Genomic DNA, 24,251 nt, shown 5'->3' on the forward strand with positions numbered 1-24,251 from the left:
AAGAAAAGCCGCCCTCTAGAGGGCGGCTTTTTTGTGTCGTGCAAGGCAGCGGTGGATTATTCCACGCCTTCAATCAAGATCAATTCGCGTATTGAGCTGTCCTTGGCAAATGCCATCGCCTCTTGATAGGCGGGGCTGTCATAGCAGGCATTGGCATCGGCCAAACTGGGGAACCAGATCACCACATTGCGCGCATGACCCTGCCCTTCTTTGATAATCACCTCACCACCGCGCGCCAAGAATTTGCCACCAAAGGCCACAATCGCAGGGCCTGCCAATTCGGCATAGCGCGCATATTCCTCTGGATTTGTAACGGTGACATGCGCCACCCAATATGCCCCTGCCATATTATGATACTCCCTTAATCACATCCCGCACGGCTGCAAGCGCCGCATCGGCTTGGGTGGCATCCTTCGCCCCCCCTTGCGCCAAATCTGCGCGGCCACCGCCGCCCTTGCCGCCAAGCGCCTCAACGGCTGCCTTGACCAGATCAACGGCGCTAAGCCGCGCGGTCAGATCATCGCTCACCCCTGCGGCCACTGCGGCCTTGCCATCGGCTTCGGCAATCAAAAGAACCGCGCCAGAGCCGATTTTGGCCTTATGCGCATCAATCAAGCTGGGCAGATCTTTGCCAGTAACACCCGCAACCACCTGCCCAAAAAAGGCGATGCCGCCGATATCTTCGGCAGCGACCTCTTTGGCCCCCGCACCACCACCCGCAAGCGCAAGCTGTTGGCGCAATTGGTCGCGTTCATTCTGAAGCGCGCGGCGCTCCTCCATCAACGACTGAACACGGACCAAAACATCAGGCCCTTGCGCCTTGAGCATCCCGCCAAGCTGGCTGAGGATGCGATCTTGTTGCGCCAAATAGTCAAAGGCGGCTTGCCCCGTCAGCGCCTCAATGCGCCGCACACCCGAGGAAGAGGCGGTTTCCGCAAGGGTCACATACAGGCCAATATCGCCCGTCTGGCGCACATGGGTGCCGCCACACAGTTCAAGACTATAGGTCGCGCCATCGCTGCCCTTGCCCGACCCTGCAAGCTTCCCCATGGAGACCACGCGCACCTCATCGCCGTATTTCTCACCAAAGAGCGCCTGCGCCCCCAAATCACGCGCCGCATCAGGGGTCATGATCCGTGTCTCAACAGCCGCGTTTTGGCGGATGAATTCATTCACCTCGGCATCGACCCGCTCCAATTCCTCGGTGCTGAGCGCCTTGGCGTGCGAGAAGTCAAAGCGCAAACGATCCGCCGCGTTCAATGAACCACGCTGCGCCACATGATCGCCGAGCGTGCGGCGCAGGGCCTCGTGCAACAAGTGCGTGGCCGAATGGTTCGCGCGAATGGCGCTGCGGCGGCTGTGATCCACAACCAATTCAGCGGCCTGCCCTGTCTTAATCTCGCCTTCTGTAACCTTGGCGATATGCAAGAACAGGCCCGCAACCTTTTTCGTGTCTGATATTTCAGCGCGGCCCGTATCGGTCTTAACCAGACCAGTATCGCCAACCTGACCACCGCTTTCGCCATAGAACGGGGTTTGGTTCGTGATCAGCGTGACAGCGCCGCCTTTTGCCGCGGCGATCACTTCGGCCCCGTCAGAAACAAGGGCCAAAATCTGACCTTCGGCCTGTTCCGTGTCATAGCCCAAAAATTCGGTCGGGCCATGTTGATCGGCCAGATCATACCAAATTGCGGCATCTGCCGCCTCGCCCGACCCTGACCATGCGGCGCGCGCCTTGGCCTTTTGGGCCTCCATCGCTTGGTCAAACCCGTCTGTATCCACCTTGCGGCCCTTTTCGCGCAGAGCGTCTTGGGTCAAATCCAGCGGAAAGCCATATGTGTCATAAAGTTTGAACGCAGTCTCACCTGCCAAAGCTGCCCCTTCGGGCAGATCAACAAGGGCCTCATCCAACAGTTTAAGCCCACGATCAAGAGTGGTGCGGAAGCGTTCTTCCTCAAGCTTAAGCGTCTCGGTGATCAGCGCCTGCGCGCGGCCAAGCTCGGGATAGGCCTGCCCCATCTGGCTGACCAAAGCAGGCACGAGGCGATACATCAACGGATCTTGCGCGCCCAAAAGATGGGCGTGGCGCATCGCGCGGCGCATGATGCGGCGCAACACATACCCCCGCCCCTCGTTTGAGGGCATAACCCCATCCGCAATCAAGAATGAGGTCGAGCGCAAGTGATCTGCAATCACACGGTGATGCACATTCTTTGGCCCGTCTGGATCAACGGATGTTGCGTGCGCAGAAGCCTCAATCAAGGCGCGCATCAGATCGGTGTCATAATTGTCGTGCTTGCCCTGCAAAAGCGCGCCAATCCGCTCAAGACCCATGCCCGTATCGATGCTCTGCATCTTAAGAGGCACCATCGAGCCATCAGCGAATTGCTCATTTTGCATGAAAACCACGTTCCAAATCTCGATGTAACGATCGCCATCTTCTTCGGCCGATCCAGGAGGGCCGCCCCAGATATGGTCGCCATGATCATAGAAAATCTCGGTGCAAGGGCCGCAAGGGCCTGTTGGCCCCATCTGCCAGAAATTGTCGGATGTGGCGATGCGGATGATCCGATCCTCAGGCACGCCCACCTTTTTCCAAATCTCAAACGCCTCGTCATCGGTATGATAGACCGTGGTCAAAAGACGTTTCGGGTCGATATCAAAATCCCTGGTGATCAATTCCCATGCAAAGGGAATGGCCTCTTTTTTAAAGTAATCACCAAAGGAGAAATTCCCAAGCATTTCGAAAAACGTGTGATGGCGCGCCGTGTAGCCGACATTATCAAGGTCATTATGCTTGCCGCCCGCGCGCACACATTTTTGCGCCGTGGTGGCGCGTGGCGGGTCACGATGCTCAAGCCCTGTGAAGACGTTTTTGAACTGCACCATGCCCGAATTGGTGAACATCAAAGTCGGGTCATTGCGCGGCACAAGTGGCGAGCTTTCTACAATGGCATGGCCGTTGCGTTCAAAATATTTGAGATAGGTTGAGCGAATATCGTTCAAACTGGCCATGAGCACGCGGTCTTTCTGACTAAATCCATCGGTTCTGCGTGGGATACAAGTTTGTCAAAGCACTGTCCACAGGACAAAAACTTGGGGCGGGGATGGAAATTTCAAGGGCCTAAAATACAAGACGCGCGCAGCCCAATTGGGGCTACGCGCGAAACTGTGCTGACGCAAGGAGTGGGGAATTAATCTTCAACCATCGCGCTGTCATCACTGTCATCCATACCGAATTCCAACCCATGGGCGGCGCGGATTTTGTCTTCGATCTCCAAAGCCATGCTTGGATTGTCTGTCAGGAATTGCTTGGCGTTTTCGCGGCCCTGTCCAATCCGCTCGTCCCCGTAAGAGAACCAAGCGCCTGATTTCTCAACCACGCCTGCCTTAACACCCAAATCAAGCAATTCGCCCGTCTTCGAGATGCCCTCGCCATACATGATGTCGAATTCCACCTGTTTGAACGGGGGGGCCACCTTGTTTTTCACCACTTTCACACGGGTTTGGTTGCCGACAACCTCGTCACGATCTTTGATCGCACCGATGCGGCGGATATCCAAGCGCACGGATGAATAGAATTTCAGCGCATTGCCGCCTGTGGTGGTTTCTGGGCTGCCAAACATCACACCGATTTTCATGCGAATCTGGTTAATGAAAATCACCATACAGTTTGAGCGCGCGATGGAACCTGTCAGTTTGCGCATCGCCTGAGACATGAGGCGCGCATGCACCCCGACCGAGCTGTCGCCCATATCACCCTCAAGTTCGGATTTCGGGGTCAAAGCTGCAACGGAGTCGACCACCACAAGGCTAACCGCACCAGAGCGCACCAATGTATCGGTGATTTCAAGCGCCTGTTCCCCTGTATCGGGCTGAGAAATCAGAAGATCATCCAAATTCACGCCCAATTTTTTGGCATATTGTGGGTCAAGCGCGTGTTCGGCATCGACAAAGGCGCAAACCCCGCCCTTCTTTTGCTCTTCCGCGACCGCGTGAAGCGTCAGCGTGGTCTTCCCCGAGCTTTCAGGGCCATAGATTTCGATGATCCGCCCCTTTGGCAGACCCCCAATCCCAAGGGCGATATCAAGCCCGAGCGAGCCTGTCGATGTCGCCTCAATTTCTTGGATGGCGTTCTCGCCCCCAAGGCGCATGATCGAGCCCTTGCCAAATTGGCGCTCGATCTGTGCCAAGGCGCTGTCGAGTGCCTTTTGCTTTTCCGCCGCGTTGCGATCCGTCATGTCCAGAATATCCGCCATTGCCATTGGTTTGGCTCCTTATTTCACACTGCTGCCAAGGCGGCAATGCTTGCCTGTGTTCACCTCTTGTTCTCGGATATAAATGCAAACAAAAAGAGAACATTTCAAGTAAAATCTTGCAAGGCCCGTGTTTTACGGTGAATGGTAAAGAAGTGGTTACAGGGATCGCCCTTGGCGATAGTATTAATATGCTCTTGTTTTTAAGCAGAAACTGGTGTTTTTCAGTGTGCCGAAAACAGGCACAACCGCATTAGAGGCCGCAGCCATGCCCTATGCGAGTGCGGCGATTCTTGACCCGCCGGGGATGAAACATGTCTCCGTGTCGCGCTATCAGGCGCAGCTTGCCCCGTTTTTCGAGGCGCGCGGCAAGCAGCCGCATAAAATCATGGCGATCATGCGCGAACCCATTGACTGGCTTGGAAGTTGGTATCGCTATAGGCGGCGCGACCAGATCAAAGGAAAACCAAATTCAACCGCTGATGTAAGTTTCGCCGAATTTGTTGAGGCATGGTTGCTTGATACCCCCCGGCCTCACAAATCAGCGCAACCGACCACAGCGGTGACATAGAGGTCGTGCGCCCCGCATAGGTCAGGCCCGAGCCAAGGGTCACAATCCCAAGCACCAAAAGCACTGTCAAAAGAACAGGAGAAAACTGACCAAACCGCGGCTTGGTTTGCCCGGTCGCTATACTGGCTTGATCTGACAAGCCGCGCCTCCGTGTTCACGTTTTTTTCACGCAGCATCGGCCCAAACAATTAACGATTGATTAAGATTTACGCGAAAGGCGCGGCAGCGCGCGAAGATGCCTTATTTTGCCTGTAACACGGCAAAAAAGAACCCGTCCGAGGCATTGCGCGGATCAAATCGGCGTGACTGAAGCAGGTCAAACTGCGGGTGGCGCGCCAAAAGCGCATGCACCGCATCTTCATTTTCCGCACGCAGCAGCGAACAGGTCATGTAAATGATAAGGCCGCGCGGCGCGGCAAGGGCCACCGCCCGATCCAAGATCTGCGCTTGCTCACTCTGCAAAGTCGCCAGAGTTTCGGGTGTCATCCGCCACCGCACCATCGGATCACGCCGCCATGTTCCACTGCCAGAACAGGGCACATCCAAGAGAACCACATCAAATGGGACTTCGTGATCCAATTGCGCATCTTCGCGGGTTTGATAGATCATCCCCGCCCGTTCGGCGCGCAAGGCGACATCGCCCATGCGTTTGGGGAATTTATCATGTAATGTCAGATCCGCATCACTGCGCGCGGCAATGGCCAAAGATTTCCCCCCTGCGCCTGCGCAATAATCCAAAATGCGCCCTGTTTGGGGCACTGGGATCTCGGCCATTGCCATCTGCACAGACAGGTCTTGCATCTCGATCAAACCTGCCTGATAGGCGGCTGTGGCGGTAATTTTGCGCGCGCCCGTCTGCACCTCAAGCGCGGTGGCAAGGCGTGGGTCGGCTATCGCGTGCACCCCCGCTTGGGCCAAGTCGGCAATCACATGCTCAGGCGTGGTCTTGCGCGTATTTACCCGCAGATAGACAGGCGCCCGCGTGGACATGGCGGCAAGCAAGCCTTCCAAGTCTGGCCCAAATTCCGCCTTGAGCAGCGCCAGCAGCCAATCGGGCGTATCGCTCAAAATATCGGGGGTTGGGTGTTCCTTCGCCTCATCCGCCGAAAGCGCGCTAGGGCCGTATGGCATCTGCCCAAAGACATCCTCAACCGCCACATTTTGCAGGCGCAAAAGCCCCAAAATCAGCGCGCGCCCCGTGGCCTGCGGGACAGTGCATCCCGCAAGGGCCGCTGCGCGGCCGCGATTGCGCAGCACATCGTAGACATGGTCGCTAATGGCCGCGCGGTCTTTTGACCCCGCAAAGCGCGCAGACCTGCCCCATGCCCGCAAGGCGGGTTCAGGGGTTTGGCCCGCAAGAATGGCGTCTAAGACCTCAATCGCGGCCTGATATCGCGCAGCAGGCGTCACGCGCGCGCCTCAGCCCACGCGGTAATTGGGGCTCTCGCGGGTAATTTGCACATCGTGCACATGGCTTTCTTGCAGGCCTGCATTGGTGATTTTCACGAATTGGCAGTTATTGCGCATCTCATCCACAGTGGCCGAGCCCGTATAGCCCATCGCCGCGCGCAAACCGCCCACCAACTGGTGGATGACCGCATTGGCACTGCCTTTATAGGGCACCTGCCCCTCGATGCCTTCGGGCACCAATTTGTCAGAGGCGGCATCTTTTTGGAAATAGCGATCCGCTGAGCCGCGCGCCATTGCGCCAAGACTGCCCATCCCGCGATAGGATTTGAACGAGCGACCTTGATAGAGGATCACCTCACCAGGGGATTCATCTGTGCCCGCAATAGCAGAGCCAACCATCGCGCAAGAGGCGCCTGCGGCAATCGCCTTGGCGAAATCGCCCGAGAATTTGATACCGCCATCAGCAATGATCGGCGTGCCAGAGACCGCGGCTGCTTCGGCACAATCCATGATCGCGGTTAATTGCGGCACACCAACGCCCGCCACAATCCGCGTGGTGCAAATGGATCCGGGGCCGATGCCCACTTTAACCGCATCTGCGCCCGCATCAATCAAAGCGCGAGTGGCATCGCCTGTGGCGACATTGCCCGCCACGACCTGCACAGCATTGGACAGTTTCTTAACCCGCTCAACCGCATGGGCCACGCCCTCGGAATGCCCGTGCGCAGTGTCGATCACGATCAGATCACAGCCCGCGTCAATCAACGCCTCCGAACGCTCGAAGCCCGCATCGCCCACGGTTGTGGCGGCGGCCACGCGCAAACGGCCTAAATCATCTTTGCAGGCATTGGGGTTCAGCACTGCTTTCTCAGTATCTTTCAGGGTCAAAAGACCCGTGAGCTTGCCCGATTTATCGACAACCAACAGCTTCTCGATCCGCCGTGCCTTCATCAAGCTTTTGGCTTCTTCCAAATCTGCAGGTTCGCGCAGCATGGCCAAATTATCAGATGTCATCATCGCGCGCACAGGCGTCTCGTCAGATGTCGCAAAGCGCATATCGCGGTTGGTGACGATCCCCACCACGAGGCCCTTTTCATCCACAACAGGAAAGCCCGTGAAATTATACCGCTCAATCAGGGCCTTGGCATCGGCCAAGGTCTGATCTGGGGTCAATGTGACGGGGGAATAGACAATACCGCTTTCAAACCGTTTGACGCGCCGCACCTCGCGGGCTTGTTCCTCAAGCGTAAGATTGCGGTGGATAACGCCCATACCGCCCGCCTGCGCCATTGCAATCGCCATGCGCGCCTCGGTCACCGTATCCATAGCGGAAGACAAAAGCGGGATGTTCAGCGCAATCGATTTTGTCACCCGCGTGCGCGTATCTGCAGTCGAGGGAAGCACGCTAGACGCGGCAGGCAGCAGCAAAACATCATCAAAGGTAAGGGCCTCACGAATCTCCATCACGCATCTCTCCTTGCGGGAGTTTCAATTGGCACTGCCCTATCTCATGCATACGCCCTGAGGGAAAGCCCCAATCGGGAAAAAATCTCAGCCGCGAAATCCTGAGGCGACAACAAATTTCTCGGAACTATCCGCGCGGCTCGCGCCTGGTTTCACATTTGCCACCTTGGCAAAGCGCTGCTTGAGGATCTTTTGCAAATCGCCCTCAGCGCCCCCTGCCAACACTTTGGCCACAAATGTTCCGCCCTCTTCCAACACATCAAAGGCGAAATAGGCTGCGGCCTCGCACAAGGCGATGATTCGCAAATGGTCGGTTTGCTTATGCCCTGACGAGGCTGCGGCCATATCGCTCATCACGACATCGGCCTTGCCACCAAGCCAGGCTTTGACCTTTTCATCTGCATCATCTTCTATGAAGTCCAATTGATGCAGCTCTGCGCCTGCGATGGCTTCGACCTCTTGAAGATCAACACCGATGATACGGCCAATGGCCTTGCCTGATTTCTCGCCCAACGCGTTGATCCGAGGCACGGCCACCTGACACCATCCCCCCGGCGCACAGCCCAAATCAACCACCCGCGCGCCTGGCACCAGAAAGCGGAACTTGTCATCCAATTCCATGATCTTAAACGCCGCGCGGCCGCGATAGCCTTCGCGCTTGGCGCGCTGCACATAGGGGTCGTTTAACTGCCGCTCCAACCAACGGGTTGAGCTGAGTTTTCGCCCGCGCGCGGTTTTGACCTTCACACGCAAATCCCGCGCGCCGCGCCCGCTGCCGCTTTTTCCTGTGGGGGTTTTGGTCATCTCAGGTTCCAACTCGCTTCTTTCCCCCGCTTACTGCGCAGACCGCATTAGCGCAAGGGACTGCGCCTTTTGCGCGAATTTCCAAAACCTGCCGCACAGGTCATGGACAAGCCCGCCAAGCCACGCCAATTTAGCCGCAATGATGCAGCGCAAGGATCAACACCACATGGCACGCAAAATCATCATTGATACGGATCCAGGCCAAGATGATGCCGTGGCCATTCTGTTGGCTTTGGCCTGCCCTGAGGCGCTTGATGTGTTGGGCGTTGTGGCCGTTGCAGGCAATGTCCCCCTGCCCCTGACCGAGCGCAATGCCCGCATTGTAACGGGTCTGTCTGGGCGCACTGATGTACCCGTCTTCGCGGGCGAGGCTGCCCCGCTTGCCCGCCCCCTTGTGACCGCCGAGCATGTGCATGGGCAAACAGGTCTAGATGGCCCGCCTTTGCCCGAACCCCATCTGCCGCTTGACCCTGAACACGGGGTGGATTTCATCATTCACAGCCTGCGCGCCCATCCCAAACAAGTGACGCTTTGCCCGCTTGGCCCCCTGACCAACATCGCACGGGCCTTTCAAAAGGCCCCCGATGTGATCCCACTGGTGCAAGAGATCGTGCTGATGGGCGGCGCTTATTTTGAGGTCGGAAACATCACCCCTGCCGCAGAATTTAACATTTACGTAGACCCAGAGGCCGCCGAGATTGTGTTTCAATCAGGCGCGCCGATCACGATGATGCCGCTCGATGTCACGCATCAGGCCCTAACAACCGCGCCCCGCGTTGCGGGCTTTGAGGCAATGGGAAATCACACAGGCGCGATGGTTGCCGCCTGGACAGGGTTTTTTGAACGCTTCGACAAAGAAAAATACGGTGCTGCTGGGGCGCCTTTGCATGATCCTTGCGTAATTGCCTATCTGCTAGATCCTGACCTCTTTTCTGGTCGCACCATCAATGTCGAGATTGAAACCCAATCCGAGCTGACACTGGGCATGACGGTCGCGGATTATTGGGGTGTTACAGATCGCAAGGCCAATGCGCTGTTTATCCGCGACATGGATGCAGATGGGTTTTATGCGCTGCTGCATGACAGGATCGCAAGACTGCCATGACAGGCCAAGACAAAACCCCTCCTAGCATCGGCTTTGACAACAGCTATGCCCGCCTGCCCGATCGCTTTTTTGCGCGGGTTGCCCCGACCCCTGCGCCAGGTCCAAAGTTTTTGGCGCTGAATCACCCGCTTGCAGACCGCTTGGGGCTTGCTGATACGCTCCGCGCTATGAGCGATGACGAACTGGCCCAGATTTTCGCAGGCAACAAGATGCTTGCAGGGACAGACCCGATTGCACAGGCCTATGCGGGGCATCAATTCGGCGGATGGGTGCCGCAATTAGGGGATGGGCGTGCAATCCTCTTGGGCGAGGTGGTAACGGATCAGGGGCGCTTTGACATCCAACTCAAAGGCGCAGGGCGCACACCCTTTTCGCGCATGGGCGATGGGCGCGCATGGCTTGGGCCCGTCTTGCGCGAATATGTCTTGAGCGAGGCGATGGCGGCTTTTGGGATACCCACCGCCCGCGCTTTGGCCGCTGTCACCACGGGCGAGGATATCTTGCGCGAAGATATCCGCCCCGGCGCGGTTCTCGCCCGCGTTGCCCAAAGCCATATCCGCGTGGGCACATTCCAATATTTTGCAGCGCGGGATGATCGCGAGGCCCTGCGCGCTTTGGCGGATCACGCAATCGCGCGCCACTATCCGCAGGCCCAAAGCCTTGATGATCTTTTGATCGGGATGCGTGATGCGCAAGCGCGCCTTATTGCGCAATGGATGGGTGTAGGGTTCATCCATGGCGTGATGAACACCGACAATATGACAATATCGGGCGAAACCATTGACTATGGCCCTGCCGCCTTCATGGATCGTTATGATCCTGAGCAGGTGTTTTCATCCATCGACCAGTTTGGGCGCTATGCCTATGCCAATCAGCCCAATATCGCGGTCTGGAACATCGCCCAATTCGCCACCTCGATTTTACCCATCTGCAATGGCCCGCGTGAGGATGCAATAGACCGTTTTACCCAGATCGTGCAGGGATTTGCGGATCGCTTTGACGCGGAATGGCATGCGGTTTTGGGGCGCAAACTGGGGCTTGGCCCTGATCATCCGCAGGCAGGCACAATGGGGCTTCAGTTTCTCGAGCATCTCGCACGGCTGGGGGGGGATTTCACCCGCGCCTTTCGGGCACTGACCGAAGGGGGCCTATCGGGCCTTGAGGCTGAACTGGGCGCAACAGGGGATCAAGCCCTGCGCGACTGGGGCATGATGTGGGACGGTGAAACCACCCCAGAGACACGCGCAGAAATGGGTCAGGCTAACCCTGTGCGCATCCCGCGCAATCATCAGGTTGAGGCAATGATCGCAGCCGCGCTATCGGGTGATCTGTCAAAATTTCAGGCCCTAAGCCATGCCTTGGCTGCGCCCTATACGCCCGATCCCAGCCTTTCCGCCTATGAGGCCGCGCCTACCGCGGCAGAACGGGTGACACAGACCTTCTGCGGCACCTAGCGGCGATTGATCAAGATCAGCCCCGCACAAACTAAAGCAAGCGCAAGCAAAAGCTCAAGCCCAACCGCCTCGCCCAAAAAGAGCCACCCCATCGCAACCCCAAAAATCGGCGATAAAAAGCTAAAGGACGCAATGGAGGAGGCAGGGTAAATCGAGATGAACCAAAACCAGACCAGAAAGGCGGCAAAGGCAATCACCACAATCTGAAAACCTAGCCCCGCCCAATGGATCAGCTCAGGGTCACGCAAGAACGGGCCAAAAAACAGCGCCGCCGCGATCAATATTGGGCCAGAGACTAAAAGCTGCCAAAATAACTGCATTTCAATCCGCAGTGTGCGCAACGGCGTGATCCGTGCCGACACCGCAATCGCAGCCCAACACATTGCCCCTGCAATCGCATATATATCGCCCAAAACCCCGCCTGCGCCGCTCGCCCGCCCGTCATGCGGCCATGCCAAAGCGCACACCACCCCGCCAAACGCAAGCGCCAACCCGATGCCTTTTTGGGCTGTGATCCGCTCGTCCGGGATCAGAAAATGCGCGGCCAGTGTCAGCCAAATCGGCATGGTGTAAAACAAAACCGAGGCGCGCGCGACCGTGGTGTAATCAAGAGCAAGGAACAGAAACATAAACTGTCCCGCAAAGAGCAGCGCCACCCAAAGGCCAGAGAGGGGCGCACGGGCGAAATCAAGCGGGATCCCGCGAAAGCGCATCCACAGCAGCAGCAAAAATGCGGCCCCCACGGATCGAATGCCTGCAAAAAACACGGGCTGAATCCCCTCATTCGTGACCCTGACCACGACCTGATTAAAAGCCAGAAGAACCGCAAACAGGATCATGCCCACAGTGCCAAATTGATCCATCTGCGCTTTGCGCTGTGGTTGATGCTCCATCACCCGGCCTATGTGTTTTGATATGCCATGACCCAAGCGGTCTTTTCGGGCGATGTCAAATCCCTTACAGATGAAAAGGCAGAGGTTGAAAAAGGGCAAAATTGGTGACTGAGACGATCGAGATGAGATGTAATGCGCAAGGGCTGCGCATGACGGAACAGCGCCGCGTCATTGCGCAGGTTCTAGACGCATCCGCCGATCACCCCGATGTCGAAGAACTTTACTCTCGGGCCTCCGCCGTTGATCCACGGATTTCCTTGGCCACAGTCTATCGCACCGTTAAATTATTCGAAGAAGCAGGCATCCTAGAAAAGGTGGAATTCGGCGATGGCCGCGCACGCTATGAGGATGCGGAGCGCGAACATCACGATCATCTCATTGATGTGACAACAGGCGATGTCATCGAATTCATCGACCCCGAGATCGAAGCCCTGCAAGAAAAAATCGCGGCCAAGTTGGGCTATAGGCTTCAGGGGCATAAGCTTGAGCTTTACGGCGTGCCGATTACAGCGCCCAAGAAAAAATAGTCAGACCCGCCACAGGGCTAGCATCGCGCCACGGCACAGGCTAAGCCACGCGCAAGGCTATTTTGCACGGAAGCGACCCCCAGAATGGAAAATATACGCGGCATCGCCTTGATGACGTCAGCGATGTTTGGCTTTGCGATTGAGGATGCGCTGGTCAAAACCCTCAGCGTGACCATGCCTGTCGGACAAATTTTGATCCTTTTGGGCTTAGGGGGCGCGCTGATCTTTGGCGGGATCGCTTGGGCGCAAGGCACCAAATTGATCAACCGTGACTTGCTTGACCCGCTGATGCTGACCCGCAATTTGGGCGAGATGTTTGGCACGATGGCCTTTGTCTCTGCCCTCGCGCTGTCGCCCATGTCTCTTGTCGCGGCCATTGTGCAGGCCATGCCCTTGATGGTGACGATGGGCGCGGCCCTGTTTTTAGGCGCGCCTGTTGGGTGGCGGCGGTGGAGTGCGATTATCATTGGTTTCATCGGGGTTCTCATCATCATCCGCCCTGGCACAGCCGAATTTGATATCGGCGCGGTTTTAGCCCTTTTGGGGGTCACGGGCCTGACGGCACGCGATTTGGCAACCCGTGTGATGCCCGCAAAATACAGCTCGATGCAGCTGTCTTGTTACGGTTTTTTTGCGGTCGTGCCCGCAGGCCTGTTACTCTGGGCCTTTTCAGGGGGGGCCTTTGCCCCGCACAGCCCCGAGGTGATCCGCCTTGCTGCCGCCCTGCTTGCAGGGGTGATGGGCTATTACGCGCTGACCCTCTCCATGCGTATGGGGGATATCTCGGTCATTACACCGTTTCGCTACTCGCGGCTCTTATTCGCGCTGATCTTGGGCGCGATTGTTTTTGGCGAGCGGCCCGATGCCTATATGCTGACAGGGTCAGCCATCGTGATCGCGGCGGGGCTTTACACGTTGATCCGCGAAGCGCGACTTGCGCGTGCCGCACAACAGGCGCAATCGACCCTTTCTTCTGATCCCACATCGCGCTAAAGCATCGCGCAAATCTTTTTTCTTTCTTCACAGACAGGCCAAGCCATGACCACCATCATTGATATTCACGCCCGCGAAATTCTCGACAGCCGTGGCAACCCCACTGTTGAGGTGGATGTAATCCTCGAAGGTGGCACATTGGGCCGCGCGGCTGTGCCTTCGGGTGCATCCACAGGCGCCTATGAGGCGGTTGAGATGCGCGATGGCGACAAAGCGCGCTATATGGGCAAAGGTGTTCAAAAGGCGGTCGCGGGCGTCAATGGCGAATTGGCCGACACGTTGGTTGGGTTTGACGCCACCGAACAGGCCGCAATTGATGCAGTGATGATCGAAATGGACGGCACCGAGAATAAGGGCCGTCTTGGCGCGAACGCGATTTTGGGCGTCTCGATGGCCGTTGCCAAAGCCGCCGCCGAGGCCACAGGCCAGCCGCTTTATCGCTATATCGGCGGCACTCAGGCGCGCGTTCTGCCTGTGCCAATGATGAATATCATCAATGGCGGTGAGCACGCAGATAACCCAATCGATATTCAAGAATTTATGGTGATGCCTGTTGCAGCCCCCACATTGTCTGAGGCTGTGCGGTGGGGGTCGGAAATTTTCCACACCCTGAAAAAAGAGCTGTCCGCCGCGGGTCTGGCAACGGGTGTTGGCGATGAGGGCGGCTTTGCCCCTGCGCTTTCGTCAAGCCGCGCGGCGCTTGATTTCATCATGCAGTCGATTGAAAAAGCAGGCTTCAAGCCTGGCTCTGATGTGATGTTGGCGCTTGATTGCGCGGCGACCGAATACTTCAAAGGCGGCAAATACGAGCTGACAGGCGAAGGCCTCAGCCTGACCCCTTCGGAAAATGTGGCCTATCTCAAGGCGCTTTGCGCTGATTACCCAATCTTGTCCATCGAGGATGGCATGTCCGAAGATGATTGGGCAGGTTGGAAAGAATTGACCGATGCGATTGGCGACAAGGTGCAATTGGTGGGTGATGATCTCTTTGTCACCAACCCTGCCCGTTTGGCTGAAGGTATCGAAAAAGGCTGCGCCAATGCGTTGCTGGTAAAAGTGAACCAGATCGGCACACTGACCGAAACCTTGGACGCGGTCGAACTGGCGCATCGCAACCGCATGGCCTGCGTGATGAGCCACCGCTCGGGCGAGACCGAGGATGCCACGATTGCCGATTTGGCCGTGGCCACAAATTGCGGCCAGATTAAAACAGGCAGCCTCGCGCGCTCGGATCGTTTGGCAAAATACAACCAATTGATCCGTATCGAGGAAGAATTGGGCGATGTCGCGCGCTATGCGGGCACATCCATCCTGCGCTAAGGCATGATGACAACCGCCGAGATTATCGCCCATCTGGGCCTGATGCCCCATCCTGAGGGTGGGCATTATCGGCAAACATGGGTGGGCGGCGGCGTGGCCGACCGCCCTGCGGGGTCTTGCATCTATTTCCTTCTGGGCGCAGGCGAGGTCAGCCATTGGCACCATGTCGATGCGACCGAGATTTGGCATTACCACGCGGGCGCGGAATTGATCCTGTCGCTCAGCGCCACCGATCAGGGGCCTGCGCGCGATCATATTCTTGGGCCAGACCTGACCCGCGCAGCGCCGCAGGTCATTGTGCCAGAGGGGCATTGGCAATCGGCGCGCAGCACGGGGGATTACACGCTGGTGTCCTGCACTGTCAGCCCTGCCTTTTCTTTTGACGGCTTTACCCTTGCGCCCGCAGGGTTTGATATCCCGCGCGAGACTGGCTAGGGGCGGCTGATTTGCCCGCCCCCTATGGCCGCCGCCACGCCCGTGGTTGCAGGTGCAGAGGTGGGCAGCCCTGCCTGCACCCGCGCCGCAAGATAGGCAAAGGCCTGCGCCTCGAGGAAATCCCCATCAAAGCCCGCCACCTCAACCGCCACGACCTCTAGGCCCGTTAACGCGGCGAGGCGCGCCATAAGATGGCCATTCTTACGCCCGCCACCACAGACCAAAATCTGGGTAACAGGTTTGGGCAGATGCGCGAGGCTTTCGGCCACAGCGCGCGCGCTGACCTCGGCCAAACTGGCCAGACCATCGGGCAAGGGCATCGTCTGCGTCTCGGTCAGAACCAGCGCAAACGTATCGCGATCAAGGGATTTTGGGGGCATTTTCAAGAAATACCCCTGCGCCATGACCCGTGCGACAAAGGCCTCGTTCACGCGGCCCGATGCGGCCAAGGCGCCGTCAGTGTCGTAGCCCTGCCCTGTCCCTGACATAAGATCATCCATCGGCGCATTGGCAGGCCCCGGGTCAAAAGCTACAAGCGCCCCCTCCTGTTCTGGGCGGTCATGGCTTGGATCAACATAGGTGATATTCCCCACACCCCCCAAATTCAGAAAGGCCAAGGGCGCCTTGGCGCCCCTATGTTTTGCGAGGGCAAAATGATAAAACGGGGCCAAAGGCGCGCCCTGCCCCCCCATCCGCATATCATTGCTACGGAAATCCCAAACCACGGGGCAGTCAAAGGCCCGCGCCAAAACCGCGCCATCGCCCAATTGATGCGTGCGTCCCTGATCTGGATCATGCGACAAGGTTTGCCCATGAAACCCTATGAGATCAAAGCGCGCGTTCAACGCCTGCAGCGCCTCGATATGGGCGCGGTGGATAACCTCTTGGGCCTCTGCAAGGCCCGCATCATCGGGCCATTTGCCAAGACAGCCGCGCAGCACGGCACGCTCATGCGGGCTATAGGGGCGGAAGGCCGTTTGACCAAAGCCAAGCACATGCACCCCATCGGTGTCCAAAATGGCGGCATCCACCCCATCTAGCGATGTGCCAGACATCAATCCCGCCACGCGTAGCCTTGGGTTGGCTTGACCCTTTCCCTTCATCCCCGCCCCCGTTATAGATTACCGCGCAGAGCATAAAACCGCTGCGCCTCGCTTTCCAAGAATGGATCACACCGCAATGACCTACCAGCCCAAATCCGACTTCCTTCAGATCATCCGTGCGCGCGGTTTTCTTGCGGATTGCACGGATCTGCAAGAGCTAGACGAAAAGCTGCGCGCGGGCGTGACCCCTGCCTATATCGGATATGATGCAACGGCAAAATCCCTGCATGTGGGTCATTTGCTGAACATCATGTTGCTGCGTTGGTATCAGAAAACGGGGCATAAGCCGATCACATTGATGGGCGGCGGCACCACAAAGGTTGGTGACCCCTCCTTCCGATCTGATGAACGCCCACTTTTGGATGCGGCGGCGATTGATAATAATATCGCGGGCATGAGCCGCGTTTTTGCGCGTTATCTAAGCTATGATGACAGCGCGACTGGCGCGTTGATGCTGAACAATGCTGAATGGTTGGACGGGCTGAATTATCTGGAGTTTTTGCGCGATATTGGGCGGCATTTTTCGGTCAATCGCATGTTGTCGTTTGAATCGGTCAAATCGCGTCTGGATCGCGAACAAAGCCTAAGCTTCCTTGAATTCAATTACATGATCCTTCAGGCCTATGACTTTCTTGAACTGAACCGCCGTTATGGCTGTGCGCTGCAGATGGGTGGGTCGGATCAATGGGGGAATATCATCAATGGTATCGACCTGACCCGCCGTGTTTTGGATCACGAGATTTTTGGCCTGACCACGCCGCTTCTGACCACATCAGATGGCAAAAAGATGGGCAAATCCCAAGGTGGCGCGATCTGGCTGGATGGCGAGATGCTGTCGCCCTACGAATTCTGGCAATTCTGGCGCAACACGACCGATGCGGATGTGGGGCGATTCCTGAAACTTTACACCGAATTGCCGCTTGAAGAGTGCGAGCGGCTTGGTTCGCTTGCAGGTTCCGAAATCAACGAAGCTAAAATCGTTCTTGCCAATGAGGTGACGGGTCTGTTGCACGGGCGCGATGCCGCCGCCGCAGCAGAGGCAACCGCGCGCGAGGTGTTTGAGAAAGGGGGTATGGGCGATGACCTGCCCCGTCTCACGCTCGGCGCCGATGACATTGGCGAGGGCGTGTCGATTGTGCAGCTGATCACGCGCTCAGGCTTGGCAGGGTCGGGCAAAGAGGCCAAGCGCCTGATCGCAGAAGGCGGCGCAAGGATAAATGACGCGGCCATCACGGATGCAGGCCTGATGATCACAACCAGTGATCTGGCCACGCCCTTGAAACTGAGCGCAGGGAAAAAGCGCCATGCCTTGGTGGAATTGGGCTGATCCGTTAATCTTGGATTTACCTTGATCGGGCAGTCTTGCGGCTATGTTGCACAGCCTGCCCGATCTTGATGATGCCCTACCCATTGCCACAGCGGGCTTTACCCAATCTGCGGGGTTTGAGCAGGCATTGCGCGCGCTGGGGCAGTCTGTTGCGCGCATTGACGGCCAGCTTTTCATAACGCGCCGTTTTCCAATCCTAGGCTCTGTTGGCTATTGCGCAAAACCTGCTCATATTCCTGCCTCCATTCTTTCAGGCGCATCCCCACAGGGCATGGCACATGTGCTCATCAACGCGGCCACCCCTGCGCAAGGGGCAGTCTTGGCCCGTGCGGGGTTTCTGCGCCTTGCCAAACCGCGCCACAGCTTGAGCGTGCCGCTGACACAAAACCCCGCCGAGATGGTTGCGCGCCTGCATCCCAAATGGCGGGCTGCGCGCAAAACCGCATTGCAGCGTGGCGCTGTGGCCCGCATTCGGCCCTTTTATACGCCGCGCGATGGGTGGCTTTTGGCCGCCGAAGCGGCACAGCGTAAAAGAAACCACTATGACGGGATCGCGCTGGCCCTGTTGGCCGAAATTGGCCGCAGCAAGACCCAAACCCTGCTTTATGTCTGCGAGGGGGTGTCGCGGCAAGCTGCGTTGCTATTCTCACTTTCAGGGCATGAAGCAGCCTATCACATTGGATGGCGCAGCGCCGATTGCTCCTAGGGAAGCTACCAGATGCTGCTTTTCGCGGCCATGAAATACGCCGCCAAGCGGGCGCAGCATTTTGATCTGGGGCTGAGTGAGGCGGATAGCCTTGGACTTGCGCGGTTCAAACGGGGAACGGGGGCAACACTTCTGCCGCTTGGGGGCACATGGGCGCTCAGCCGCGCCTTGGCCCCCTTGCACCGCTTAGCGCGCCAGACGCAACAGCCGCGCGCGGGCGGGCGGAACGGCGGCAATCTCTAGCCCTGTGAACACATGCAGCGTGTTCAAATCTTGATCAATCACAGCATGATCGCTGACCCATCCCCCCAACATCAAATAACTGCGCAAAAGCGGCGGCAGCGTTGCCATTGCCCGTTTCAGATCGGGTTTGCGCCGCAGCTTTGCCGCGAATGGAAACACATGGGACGACTTGATCTGAGGCCGCCATCGGGCGGGCGCAATATGGCGATCACGCAACAGCGCAAAGGCATCATGATAGGGTAGCGCATCCGTGCCGCGAAAAGACGAGCAACCAAAGAGCAGCTTGACCCCGATCTCATCCACATAGGCGGTCAATGCCCCCCATGCGAGACGTAAGATGTCCGGGTCATGCACCTCTGGCACAAGGCAAAAACGCCCCATCTCAACCATTGGCCCGTCAAAATCGGACAGGGGCGATAAATCGTAAAACTGCGCCGAATAACTGGTGTGTAAGGCTGCCCCATCGGGCAGGCACATCAGGCGAAAACAGGCGACCAATTTCCCCGCTTCCTGCGTTTCAATGAGGATATGGTTACAAAGCGCATCATAGGGATCCGCATCTAGACCCGCCCCATCTGCCCCACCGCGAAAAGCGCGGTGCCGCAGGGTTTGCGCGGCGGTCACATCGGCGGCGGTTTGGGCCATGCGCAGCCGATATTTCCCCGCCACCTTCTCGCGCATGATGCACCTATGTTACGCAGACAACGGATTAATTGTTGGCGTTGACCAACTCACCCACATTGATGCGGCCAAAATTACCCATAACCTGACGGAAAATCGACACTTCACGGATCGAGCTTTCCGTAACGCGGCGCGAAATATCGACAATCTGACCATCGGCAAGCGTGTAGGTTTCCACATTCGACACGGTGCCGTTATCGGCAAAGGACACGGCCACGATATCGCGGCTCACAATTTCGGGCGCCCGCCATGCATAGCTGCGCACACGATATTGCGAATAGAACCATGTGGTTTCGCCAATCACGCCCTCACCAGCAGGGCGGCCAAGGGTTTGCCCGAGGCTGTCGCGGGTATCCTGACCGATGGTGATGGCATCCAATTCTTCTTGCGGCGGGATAAAGCCATGGTCACGGAAACTTTCGGTGCAGCCAGACAAAGCCAATCCAAAGGCCACTGCAATCACCGCTGCACGCACCCGCTTGCGCCCCATGCGTGCCTGCGTGCTGATCCGAAGTTCTGCCATGCCCATCTTCCTCACCCTAGCGCCAGCTTCCCTTCTGCGCTTAGGCGCAAACATTCAGGCATGGCGTCTGTCTTCATTTGGGCTTAACTTACAGCGACCAACAGAGCAAGCATTGCAATCGCGCGACCCTCATTTTCGAGGGGAAATTGATCAGAAACTTGAGGGGAGATCATGTCAAACGCCAACCCACGCCCTGATCTTTTGGCATTGGCCGAACTGCGCCGCGCAGGCGGCAAAACATTTGCCTTGACCCCCGATGCGGATGCGTTGCGCGAGATTGCAGATGATCTAGAGCTACGTGCGCTGCGCAAACTGCGCTTTACAGGCAAAATTATGCCCGAAGGCAAAAACGATTGGCGCCTTGAGGGGCAACTGGGCGCAACAGTGACACAGGCCTGCAGCGTCAGTTTGGCGGATGTGGTGACGCGGATCGATACCGATGTGTTTCGCCGCTATATCGCAGATTTCACGGCGCCCGAGGCCGAAGAGGCCGAGATGCCCGAAGATGACAGCATCGAGCCATTGCCCGCAAAAATTGACCTATATGCCGTGATGACCGAAGCCTTGGCATTGGCCCTACCCGATTATCCGCGCGCACCAGATGCCGCAACCGAGGATGACGCCGCCAATTTGGTGCATATTTACAGCGCAAGCCCCCCCAAGGCGGGCCCAGTAGAGGCGGAGGTTGAGCCCCCCCAAACCGCAAACCCACTTTCTGCTTTGCAAGAATTACGGGATAAATTGGTGCAATCCCCCGCAGACAGTGGCGATGCGGGCGCAAGCAAAAATACAGGCAGCCCCGCCAAAAACAGCGATAAATAACCTCAAACAAACGCAAACGCGCGGAATTTACCCAAAGGTCTATTAGGGCTTGCATAGGTGCAGAATCTTTGTATGTTCCCGCCCTCATTCGCCAATTGGATTTTATCCCAATTTTGCGCGCGTTTTTCGGGCAAATCACCCCATGAGCCGCGCATCACAGGTTGCCCTTTGGTGAAAAAAATGTGACAGAGATTTGAAACGTGACGATGGGCTGCCCCTGTTTGGTCAATCTTGACCGCGAAGCCCCTAACAAAACCGAGGTTGAAACATGGCTGTCCCCCAGAACCGAGTGACCCGCTCGCGCCGCAACCAACGCCGTTCGCATGACGCGTTGACCGCTGGCAATCCAAATGAATGCCCAAGCTGTGGTGAGCTGAAACGCCCCCACCACGTCTGCCCGTCTTGCGGCAGCTACAATGACCGCGAGGTTATTGCCCAAGCAGACGAGATTGATCTCGATGATGACGCGGCCTAAGGGCCGAGCGTTTTTCCGAGGCAAGCGGATTTAAAAGTCATGACAGAGACATCCGTTCTGACTGGGCGTCAAGTTCCTGGAACGGTGCTATCGATTGATGCGATGGGGGGCGATCTTGGCCCCTCTGTTGTTGTTTCTGGCATGGCCAAAGCTGCCCGCAAGAACCCTGATCTGCGGTTCATCGTGCATGGCGATGGCAAAACCCTGAACAAGCTGATTGCCAAACGCGGTGACCTGAAGGGGCGCTGCGACATTCGCCATTGTGACGATGTGGTCACGATGGATGCCAAACCCTCGCAGGTGGTGCGCCACGCCAAAGGCAGCTCGATGTGGAGCGCGGTTCAGGCCGTGGAAAACGGCGAGGCGCGGGCGGCTGTGTCTTGTGGCAACACGGGCGCGCTGATGGCGCTGTCGATGTTGCGGTTGCGCAAAATCCCAGGGGTGAACCGTCCTGCGATTGGTGTTTTGTGGCCTTCGCGCAACCCATCTGGCTTTAACGTCATGTTGGATGTGGGCGCTGATATCCGGGCCGATGCCCAAGATTTGTTGCATTTCGCCCTGATGGGCAGCGCCTATGCGCGCAGCGGCTTAGACCAATCCCGCCCGCGTGTCGGAATCCTGAATGTAGGCACCGAGGAACATAAGGGCCGCACCGAATTACACGATGCCTATGACCTTGTCGCCCGCGCCGCACCTGCGGCAGATTTTGAATTCGTGGGCTTTGTCGAGGGGGGCGATATCCCCTCTGATAAGGTCGATGTGATCGTCTGTGACGGATTCACAGGCAATGCCGCGCTCAAAACGGGCGAAGGCACCGCGCGTCTTATCCGCGAATTTCTGCGCGAGGCATTTGAATATTCAATATTGTCGCGCTTGGCTGCGGTGATGGCCTATAGCTCACTCAAGAGGTTGCAAAAACGTATGGACCCCCGCCGCGTCAATGGCGGTGTGTTCTTGGGCCTGAATGGCACAGTGGTCAAAAGCCACGGCTCGGCAGATGGAACAGGGGTTGCAGCCGCAATCAAATTGGCGGCACGATTGGCCGCAGCGGATTTTGCAGATCAGTTGACCAAACGGATCGCCGAGGCGGAAACCGCAGCAGATCAGATCGTCCATGGGGAAGGGAAACAGGCATGACACTTCGCGCAGTCGCAACTGGAATTGGCCATTACCTGCCTGAGCGGGTTGTGCCCAATTCGGAGTTCGAAGCGCAAATCGACACTTCGGATGAGTGGATTCGCGCCCGCACAGGGATTGAACGGCGTCATTTCGCCGCCGAGGGCGAGACGACCAGCCAAATGGCAATCAAGGCCTGTGAGGCTGCCTTGGCGGATGCGGGCTTGTCTGCGGCCGATGTTGATGGCGTCATCGTTGCCACCTCAACCCCAGATCTCACCTTTCCCTCTACCGCCACGATGGTGCAGCATGGGCTTGGGATGACGCAGGGCTTTGCTTTTGATGTGCAGGCCGTCTGCGCGGGGTTTATCTATGCGCTGTCTACCGCCAATGCCTATATCCTCTCTGGTCAGGCCAAGCGGATTTTGGTGATTGGTGCGGAAACCTTTAGCCGCATTTTGGATTGGGAAGATCGCGGAACTTGTGTTTTGTTTGGCGATGGCGCAGGCGCCGTTCTGTTATGCGCCGAAGAAAGCGCGGGCGCGGCCACAGATCGGGGCGTTTTGGCCGTTGATCTGCATTCAGATGGTCAATTTCGTGATCTGCTTTATGTCGATGGCGGTGTCTCGCAGACACAAACCATTGGCCATCTGCGGATGGAAGGGCGCGAAGTGTTCCGCCATGCGGTCGAAAAACTGGCCGAAACCGCCCATGCCGCGCTCGCGCGTTCGGGCAATGCGGCCCAAGATGTCGACTGGATCGTGCCGCATCAGGCCAATTTGCGCATTATCACCCGCACCGCCCAAAAAATGGGGGTCGATATGGATCGGGTGATTGTAACCGTGCAAGATCACGGCAACACGTCAGCCGCATCTATCCCCTTGGCATTGTCGGTCGGCGTAGCGCGCGGCCTGATCAAAAAAGGTGACCTATTGGTTACCGAAGCGATTGGCGGTGGCTTGGCTTGGGGTGCGGTGGTTTTGCGCTGGTAAGGCGCTAAAATCTTGCCCTTACGTCACGACGATTGACTCGCGCCGGAGCATTGCTCATTCTGTGGTGGTGCTAAAACAACCCTTATACCGCTGCGCCAATGTCGGGAGGACATGAGCAATGAACAATAAGACACTGACGCGGATGGATTTATCCGAAGCCGTGTTTCGTGAAGTGGGTTTGTCGCGCAATGAAAGCAGCGACCTTGTTAAGCGTGTAATTGAGTTGATGTCAGACGCATTGGTCGATGGGGGACAGGTCAAAATCTCGTCTTTCGGCACATTTAGCGTGCGCGCCAAATCTGAACGCATTGGTCGCAACCCGAAAACGGGCGAAGAAGTGCCCATTACGCCCCGCCGTGTCCTCAGTTTTCGCCCCTCGCATCTGATGAAAGAGCGGGTAGCAGACGGCAATAAGAAACGCTAAGAGGCGGGCAGGATGGCCAAATCCCCCGATGCCTTTCGCACCATTCGCGAAGTCGCCGATTGGCTTGGTGTCGCGGCCCATGTGTTGCGGTTTTGGGAAAGCAAATTCACCCAAATCAAACCTGTGAAACGCGCAGGCGGGCGGCGTTATTATCGCCCTGCCGATATGCGCCTGATCGGCGGGATCAAGGTGTTGCTGCATGATGAAGGCATGACCATTCGGGGCGTTCAGCGCCTTTTGCGCGAAGACGGGGTTGCGGCAGTCGCTGCGCGCTCGCCTGAGCTTGACCCCGATATGATGGTGGCCGAGGTGCAACCTGCCCCAAGCATTGCAGAAGTGGCGCGTGAAGCGGCCAATGAAAATACGCCAAGCCCCACGCCGCACCCTGCCCCCGCTCAGTCTGTGATGCAAGGAACCCCCCTGCCCCTCGCTGATGGGCTGGCCGCGCTAAAGGCGCGCAAGACTGTGCTGAAATCATTGCCAGAGGCGCAATCCGCCCCAATCCTTGCGCGGCTGCGCAAGCTACAGGCGGGGCTCATGGCTGCGGCGCATGGGTAAAGCCTGCGCTTTGTCGAAATTCCTGCGCCCTAGCCCTTGCGCCACGCCA

The 24,251-nt window shown here is 57.4% G+C and carries 26 protein-coding genes; 16 read left to right on the forward strand and 10 right to left on the reverse strand.

Annotated features, from left to right (window positions below; translation table 11 throughout):
* Nucleotides 1-56: 56 nt before the first annotated feature.
* The 3 genes from AAC637_RS03085 to recA form a co-directional block, all read right to left on the reverse strand.
* The gene (locus AAC637_RS03085) at nucleotides 57-347 is read right to left on the reverse strand and encodes a DUF1330 domain-containing protein (protein ID WP_340302264.1); all 291 of its coding nucleotides are present in this window, start codon (nucleotides 345-347) and stop codon (nucleotides 57-59) included.
* Nucleotide 348: 1 nt separating this feature from the next.
* Entirely contained in the window at nucleotides 349-3,015 is a 2,667-nt protein-coding gene (gene alaS, locus AAC637_RS03090; protein ID WP_340302265.1) for an alanine--tRNA ligase, read from the reverse strand.
* Nucleotides 3,016-3,194: 179 nt separating this feature from the next.
* Nucleotides 3,195-4,265 carry a recombinase RecA gene (gene recA, locus AAC637_RS03095; RefSeq protein ID WP_340302266.1) on the reverse strand — a complete coding sequence of 357 codons (1,071 nt, stop codon included), beginning with the start codon at nucleotides 4,263-4,265 and terminating at the stop codon, nucleotides 3,195-3,197.
* 208 nt (nucleotides 4,266-4,473) lie between these two features.
* Between recA and AAC637_RS03100 the strand changes: the two genes are divergently transcribed.
* Nucleotides 4,474-4,827, forward strand: a complete 354-nt coding sequence (locus AAC637_RS03100; RefSeq protein ID WP_340302267.1) for a hypothetical protein — start codon at nucleotides 4,474-4,476, stop codon at nucleotides 4,825-4,827.
* A 240-nt stretch (nucleotides 4,828-5,067) separates the two neighbouring features.
* Here the strand turns inward: AAC637_RS03100 and AAC637_RS03105 are convergent, their stop codons facing one another.
* The 3 genes from AAC637_RS03105 to AAC637_RS03115 form a co-directional block, all read right to left on the reverse strand.
* The gene (locus AAC637_RS03105) at nucleotides 5,068-6,237 is read right to left on the reverse strand and encodes an RsmB/NOP family class I SAM-dependent RNA methyltransferase (RefSeq protein WP_340302268.1); all 1,170 of its coding nucleotides are present in this window, start codon (nucleotides 6,235-6,237) and stop codon (nucleotides 5,068-5,070) included.
* 9 nt (nucleotides 6,238-6,246) lie between these two features.
* Nucleotides 6,247-7,701: an IMP dehydrogenase gene (guaB, locus tag AAC637_RS03110; RefSeq protein WP_340303130.1), complete on the reverse strand. Its 1,455-nt coding sequence runs from the start codon at nucleotides 7,699-7,701 to the stop codon at nucleotides 6,247-6,249.
* A gap of 87 nt (nucleotides 7,702-7,788) precedes the next feature.
* On the reverse strand, nucleotides 7,789-8,505 hold the full coding sequence (locus AAC637_RS03115; protein ID WP_340302269.1) for an RlmE family RNA methyltransferase: 717 nt from the start codon (nucleotides 8,503-8,505) through the stop codon (nucleotides 7,789-7,791).
* Nucleotides 8,506-8,671: 166 nt separating this feature from the next.
* Here AAC637_RS03115 and AAC637_RS03120 point away from each other — a divergent pair, with 166 nt between their 5' ends.
* Entirely contained in the window at nucleotides 8,672-9,610 is a 939-nt protein-coding gene (locus AAC637_RS03120) for a nucleoside hydrolase (protein WP_340302270.1), read from the forward strand.
* Nucleotides 9,607-11,064 carry a protein adenylyltransferase SelO gene (locus tag AAC637_RS03125; protein WP_340302271.1) on the forward strand — a complete coding sequence of 486 codons (1,458 nt, stop codon included), beginning with the start codon at nucleotides 9,607-9,609 and terminating at the stop codon, nucleotides 11,062-11,064. The genes AAC637_RS03120 and AAC637_RS03125 overlap by 4 nt, the downstream gene beginning before the upstream one ends.
* Here the strand turns inward: AAC637_RS03125 and AAC637_RS03130 are convergent.
* Nucleotides 11,061-11,957, reverse strand: a complete 897-nt coding sequence (locus AAC637_RS03130) for a DMT family transporter (RefSeq protein ID WP_340302272.1) — start codon at nucleotides 11,955-11,957, stop codon at nucleotides 11,061-11,063. The two genes, AAC637_RS03125 and AAC637_RS03130, sit on opposite strands and share 4 nt — an antisense overlap.
* A 149-nt stretch (nucleotides 11,958-12,106) precedes the next feature.
* Here AAC637_RS03130 and AAC637_RS03135 point away from each other — a divergent pair, with 149 nt between their 5' ends.
* From AAC637_RS03135 to AAC637_RS03150, 4 genes are all read left to right on the forward strand, one after another.
* Entirely contained in the window at nucleotides 12,107-12,484 is a 378-nt protein-coding gene (locus tag AAC637_RS03135; protein ID WP_445322427.1) for a Fur family transcriptional regulator, read from the forward strand.
* Nucleotides 12,485-12,568: 84 nt separating this feature from the next.
* Nucleotides 12,569-13,477 carry a DMT family transporter gene (locus tag AAC637_RS03140; protein ID WP_340302273.1) on the forward strand — a complete coding sequence of 303 codons (909 nt, stop codon included), beginning with the start codon at nucleotides 12,569-12,571 and terminating at the stop codon, nucleotides 13,475-13,477.
* 45 nt (nucleotides 13,478-13,522) lie between these two features.
* Nucleotides 13,523-14,797 carry a phosphopyruvate hydratase gene (gene eno / locus AAC637_RS03145; RefSeq protein ID WP_340302274.1) on the forward strand — a complete coding sequence of 425 codons (1,275 nt, stop codon included), beginning with the start codon at nucleotides 13,523-13,525 and terminating at the stop codon, nucleotides 14,795-14,797.
* 6 nt (nucleotides 14,798-14,803) lie between these two features.
* The gene (locus tag AAC637_RS03150) at nucleotides 14,804-15,232 is read left to right on the forward strand and encodes a cupin domain-containing protein (protein WP_340303131.1); all 429 of its coding nucleotides are present in this window, start codon (nucleotides 14,804-14,806) and stop codon (nucleotides 15,230-15,232) included.
* On the opposite strand, the gene AAC637_RS03155 is transcribed toward AAC637_RS03150, so the two are convergent.
* A complete protein-coding gene (locus AAC637_RS03155) occupies nucleotides 15,229-16,335 on the reverse strand; it encodes an anhydro-N-acetylmuramic acid kinase (RefSeq protein WP_340302275.1) in 1,107 nt (368 codons plus the stop codon). The two genes, AAC637_RS03150 and AAC637_RS03155, sit on opposite strands and share 4 nt — an antisense overlap.
* Nucleotides 16,336-16,411: 76 nt before the next feature.
* Here AAC637_RS03155 and tyrS point away from each other — a divergent pair, with 76 nt between their 5' ends.
* From tyrS to AAC637_RS03170, 3 genes are read left to right on the forward strand one after another with little or no spacing between them, the layout of a single operon-like run.
* Complete coding sequence (gene tyrS / locus AAC637_RS03160) at nucleotides 16,412-17,662, forward strand: tyrosine--tRNA ligase (RefSeq protein ID WP_340302276.1); 1,251 nt, start codon at nucleotides 16,412-16,414, stop codon at nucleotides 17,660-17,662.
* 43 nt (nucleotides 17,663-17,705) lie between these two features.
* Nucleotides 17,706-18,368, forward strand: a complete 663-nt coding sequence (locus AAC637_RS03165; RefSeq protein ID WP_340302277.1) for a hypothetical protein — start codon at nucleotides 17,706-17,708, stop codon at nucleotides 18,366-18,368.
* A 12-nt stretch (nucleotides 18,369-18,380) separates the two neighbouring features.
* Nucleotides 18,381-18,611 (forward strand): hypothetical protein, encoded by a 231-nt coding sequence (locus AAC637_RS03170; RefSeq protein WP_340302278.1) that lies wholly within the window; start codon nucleotides 18,381-18,383, stop codon nucleotides 18,609-18,611.
* Here AAC637_RS03170 and AAC637_RS03175 read toward each other — a convergent pair.
* A complete protein-coding gene (locus AAC637_RS03175; protein WP_340302279.1) occupies nucleotides 18,555-19,292 on the reverse strand; it encodes a GNAT family N-acetyltransferase in 738 nt (245 codons plus the stop codon). The two genes, AAC637_RS03170 and AAC637_RS03175, sit on opposite strands and share 57 nt — an antisense overlap.
* Nucleotides 19,293-19,320: 28 nt before the next feature.
* Complete coding sequence (locus tag AAC637_RS03180; protein WP_317654403.1) at nucleotides 19,321-19,815, reverse strand: outer membrane protein assembly factor BamE; 495 nt, start codon at nucleotides 19,813-19,815, stop codon at nucleotides 19,321-19,323.
* 171 nt (nucleotides 19,816-19,986) lie between these two features.
* Between AAC637_RS03180 and AAC637_RS03185 the strand changes: the two genes are divergently transcribed.
* The 6 genes from AAC637_RS03185 to AAC637_RS03210 all read left to right on the forward strand — a co-directional run bounded on the left by AAC637_RS03185 (nucleotide 19,987) and on the right by AAC637_RS03210 (nucleotide 24,202).
* Nucleotides 19,987-20,637: a YceD family protein gene (locus AAC637_RS03185; RefSeq protein ID WP_340302280.1), complete on the forward strand. Its 651-nt coding sequence runs from the start codon at nucleotides 19,987-19,989 to the stop codon at nucleotides 20,635-20,637.
* Between the two features lie 268 nt (nucleotides 20,638-20,905).
* Nucleotides 20,906-21,112: a 50S ribosomal protein L32 gene (gene rpmF / locus AAC637_RS03190; RefSeq protein WP_317654399.1), complete on the forward strand. Its 207-nt coding sequence runs from the start codon at nucleotides 20,906-20,908 to the stop codon at nucleotides 21,110-21,112.
* Between the two features lie 39 nt (nucleotides 21,113-21,151).
* Nucleotides 21,152-22,249 carry a phosphate acyltransferase PlsX gene (gene plsX, locus AAC637_RS03195; protein ID WP_340302281.1) on the forward strand — a complete coding sequence of 366 codons (1,098 nt, stop codon included), beginning with the start codon at nucleotides 21,152-21,154 and terminating at the stop codon, nucleotides 22,247-22,249.
* Nucleotides 22,246-23,220: a beta-ketoacyl-ACP synthase III gene (locus tag AAC637_RS03200; protein WP_340302282.1), complete on the forward strand. Its 975-nt coding sequence runs from the start codon at nucleotides 22,246-22,248 to the stop codon at nucleotides 23,218-23,220. The genes plsX and AAC637_RS03200 overlap by 4 nt, the downstream gene beginning before the upstream one ends.
* A gap of 118 nt (nucleotides 23,221-23,338) precedes the next feature.
* Complete coding sequence (gene ihfA / locus AAC637_RS03205; protein WP_340302283.1) at nucleotides 23,339-23,644, forward strand: integration host factor subunit alpha; 306 nt, start codon at nucleotides 23,339-23,341, stop codon at nucleotides 23,642-23,644.
* Between the two features lie 12 nt (nucleotides 23,645-23,656).
* Nucleotides 23,657-24,202, forward strand: a complete 546-nt coding sequence (locus AAC637_RS03210) for a MerR family transcriptional regulator (RefSeq protein ID WP_340302284.1) — start codon at nucleotides 23,657-23,659, stop codon at nucleotides 24,200-24,202.
* Nucleotides 24,203-24,251 lie beyond the last annotated feature (49 nt).

The sequence above is a fragment of the Roseobacter sp. HKCCD7870 genome (genome assembly GCF_037830315.1).
GTDB lineage: Bacteria > Pseudomonadota > Alphaproteobacteria > Rhodobacterales > Rhodobacteraceae > M30B80.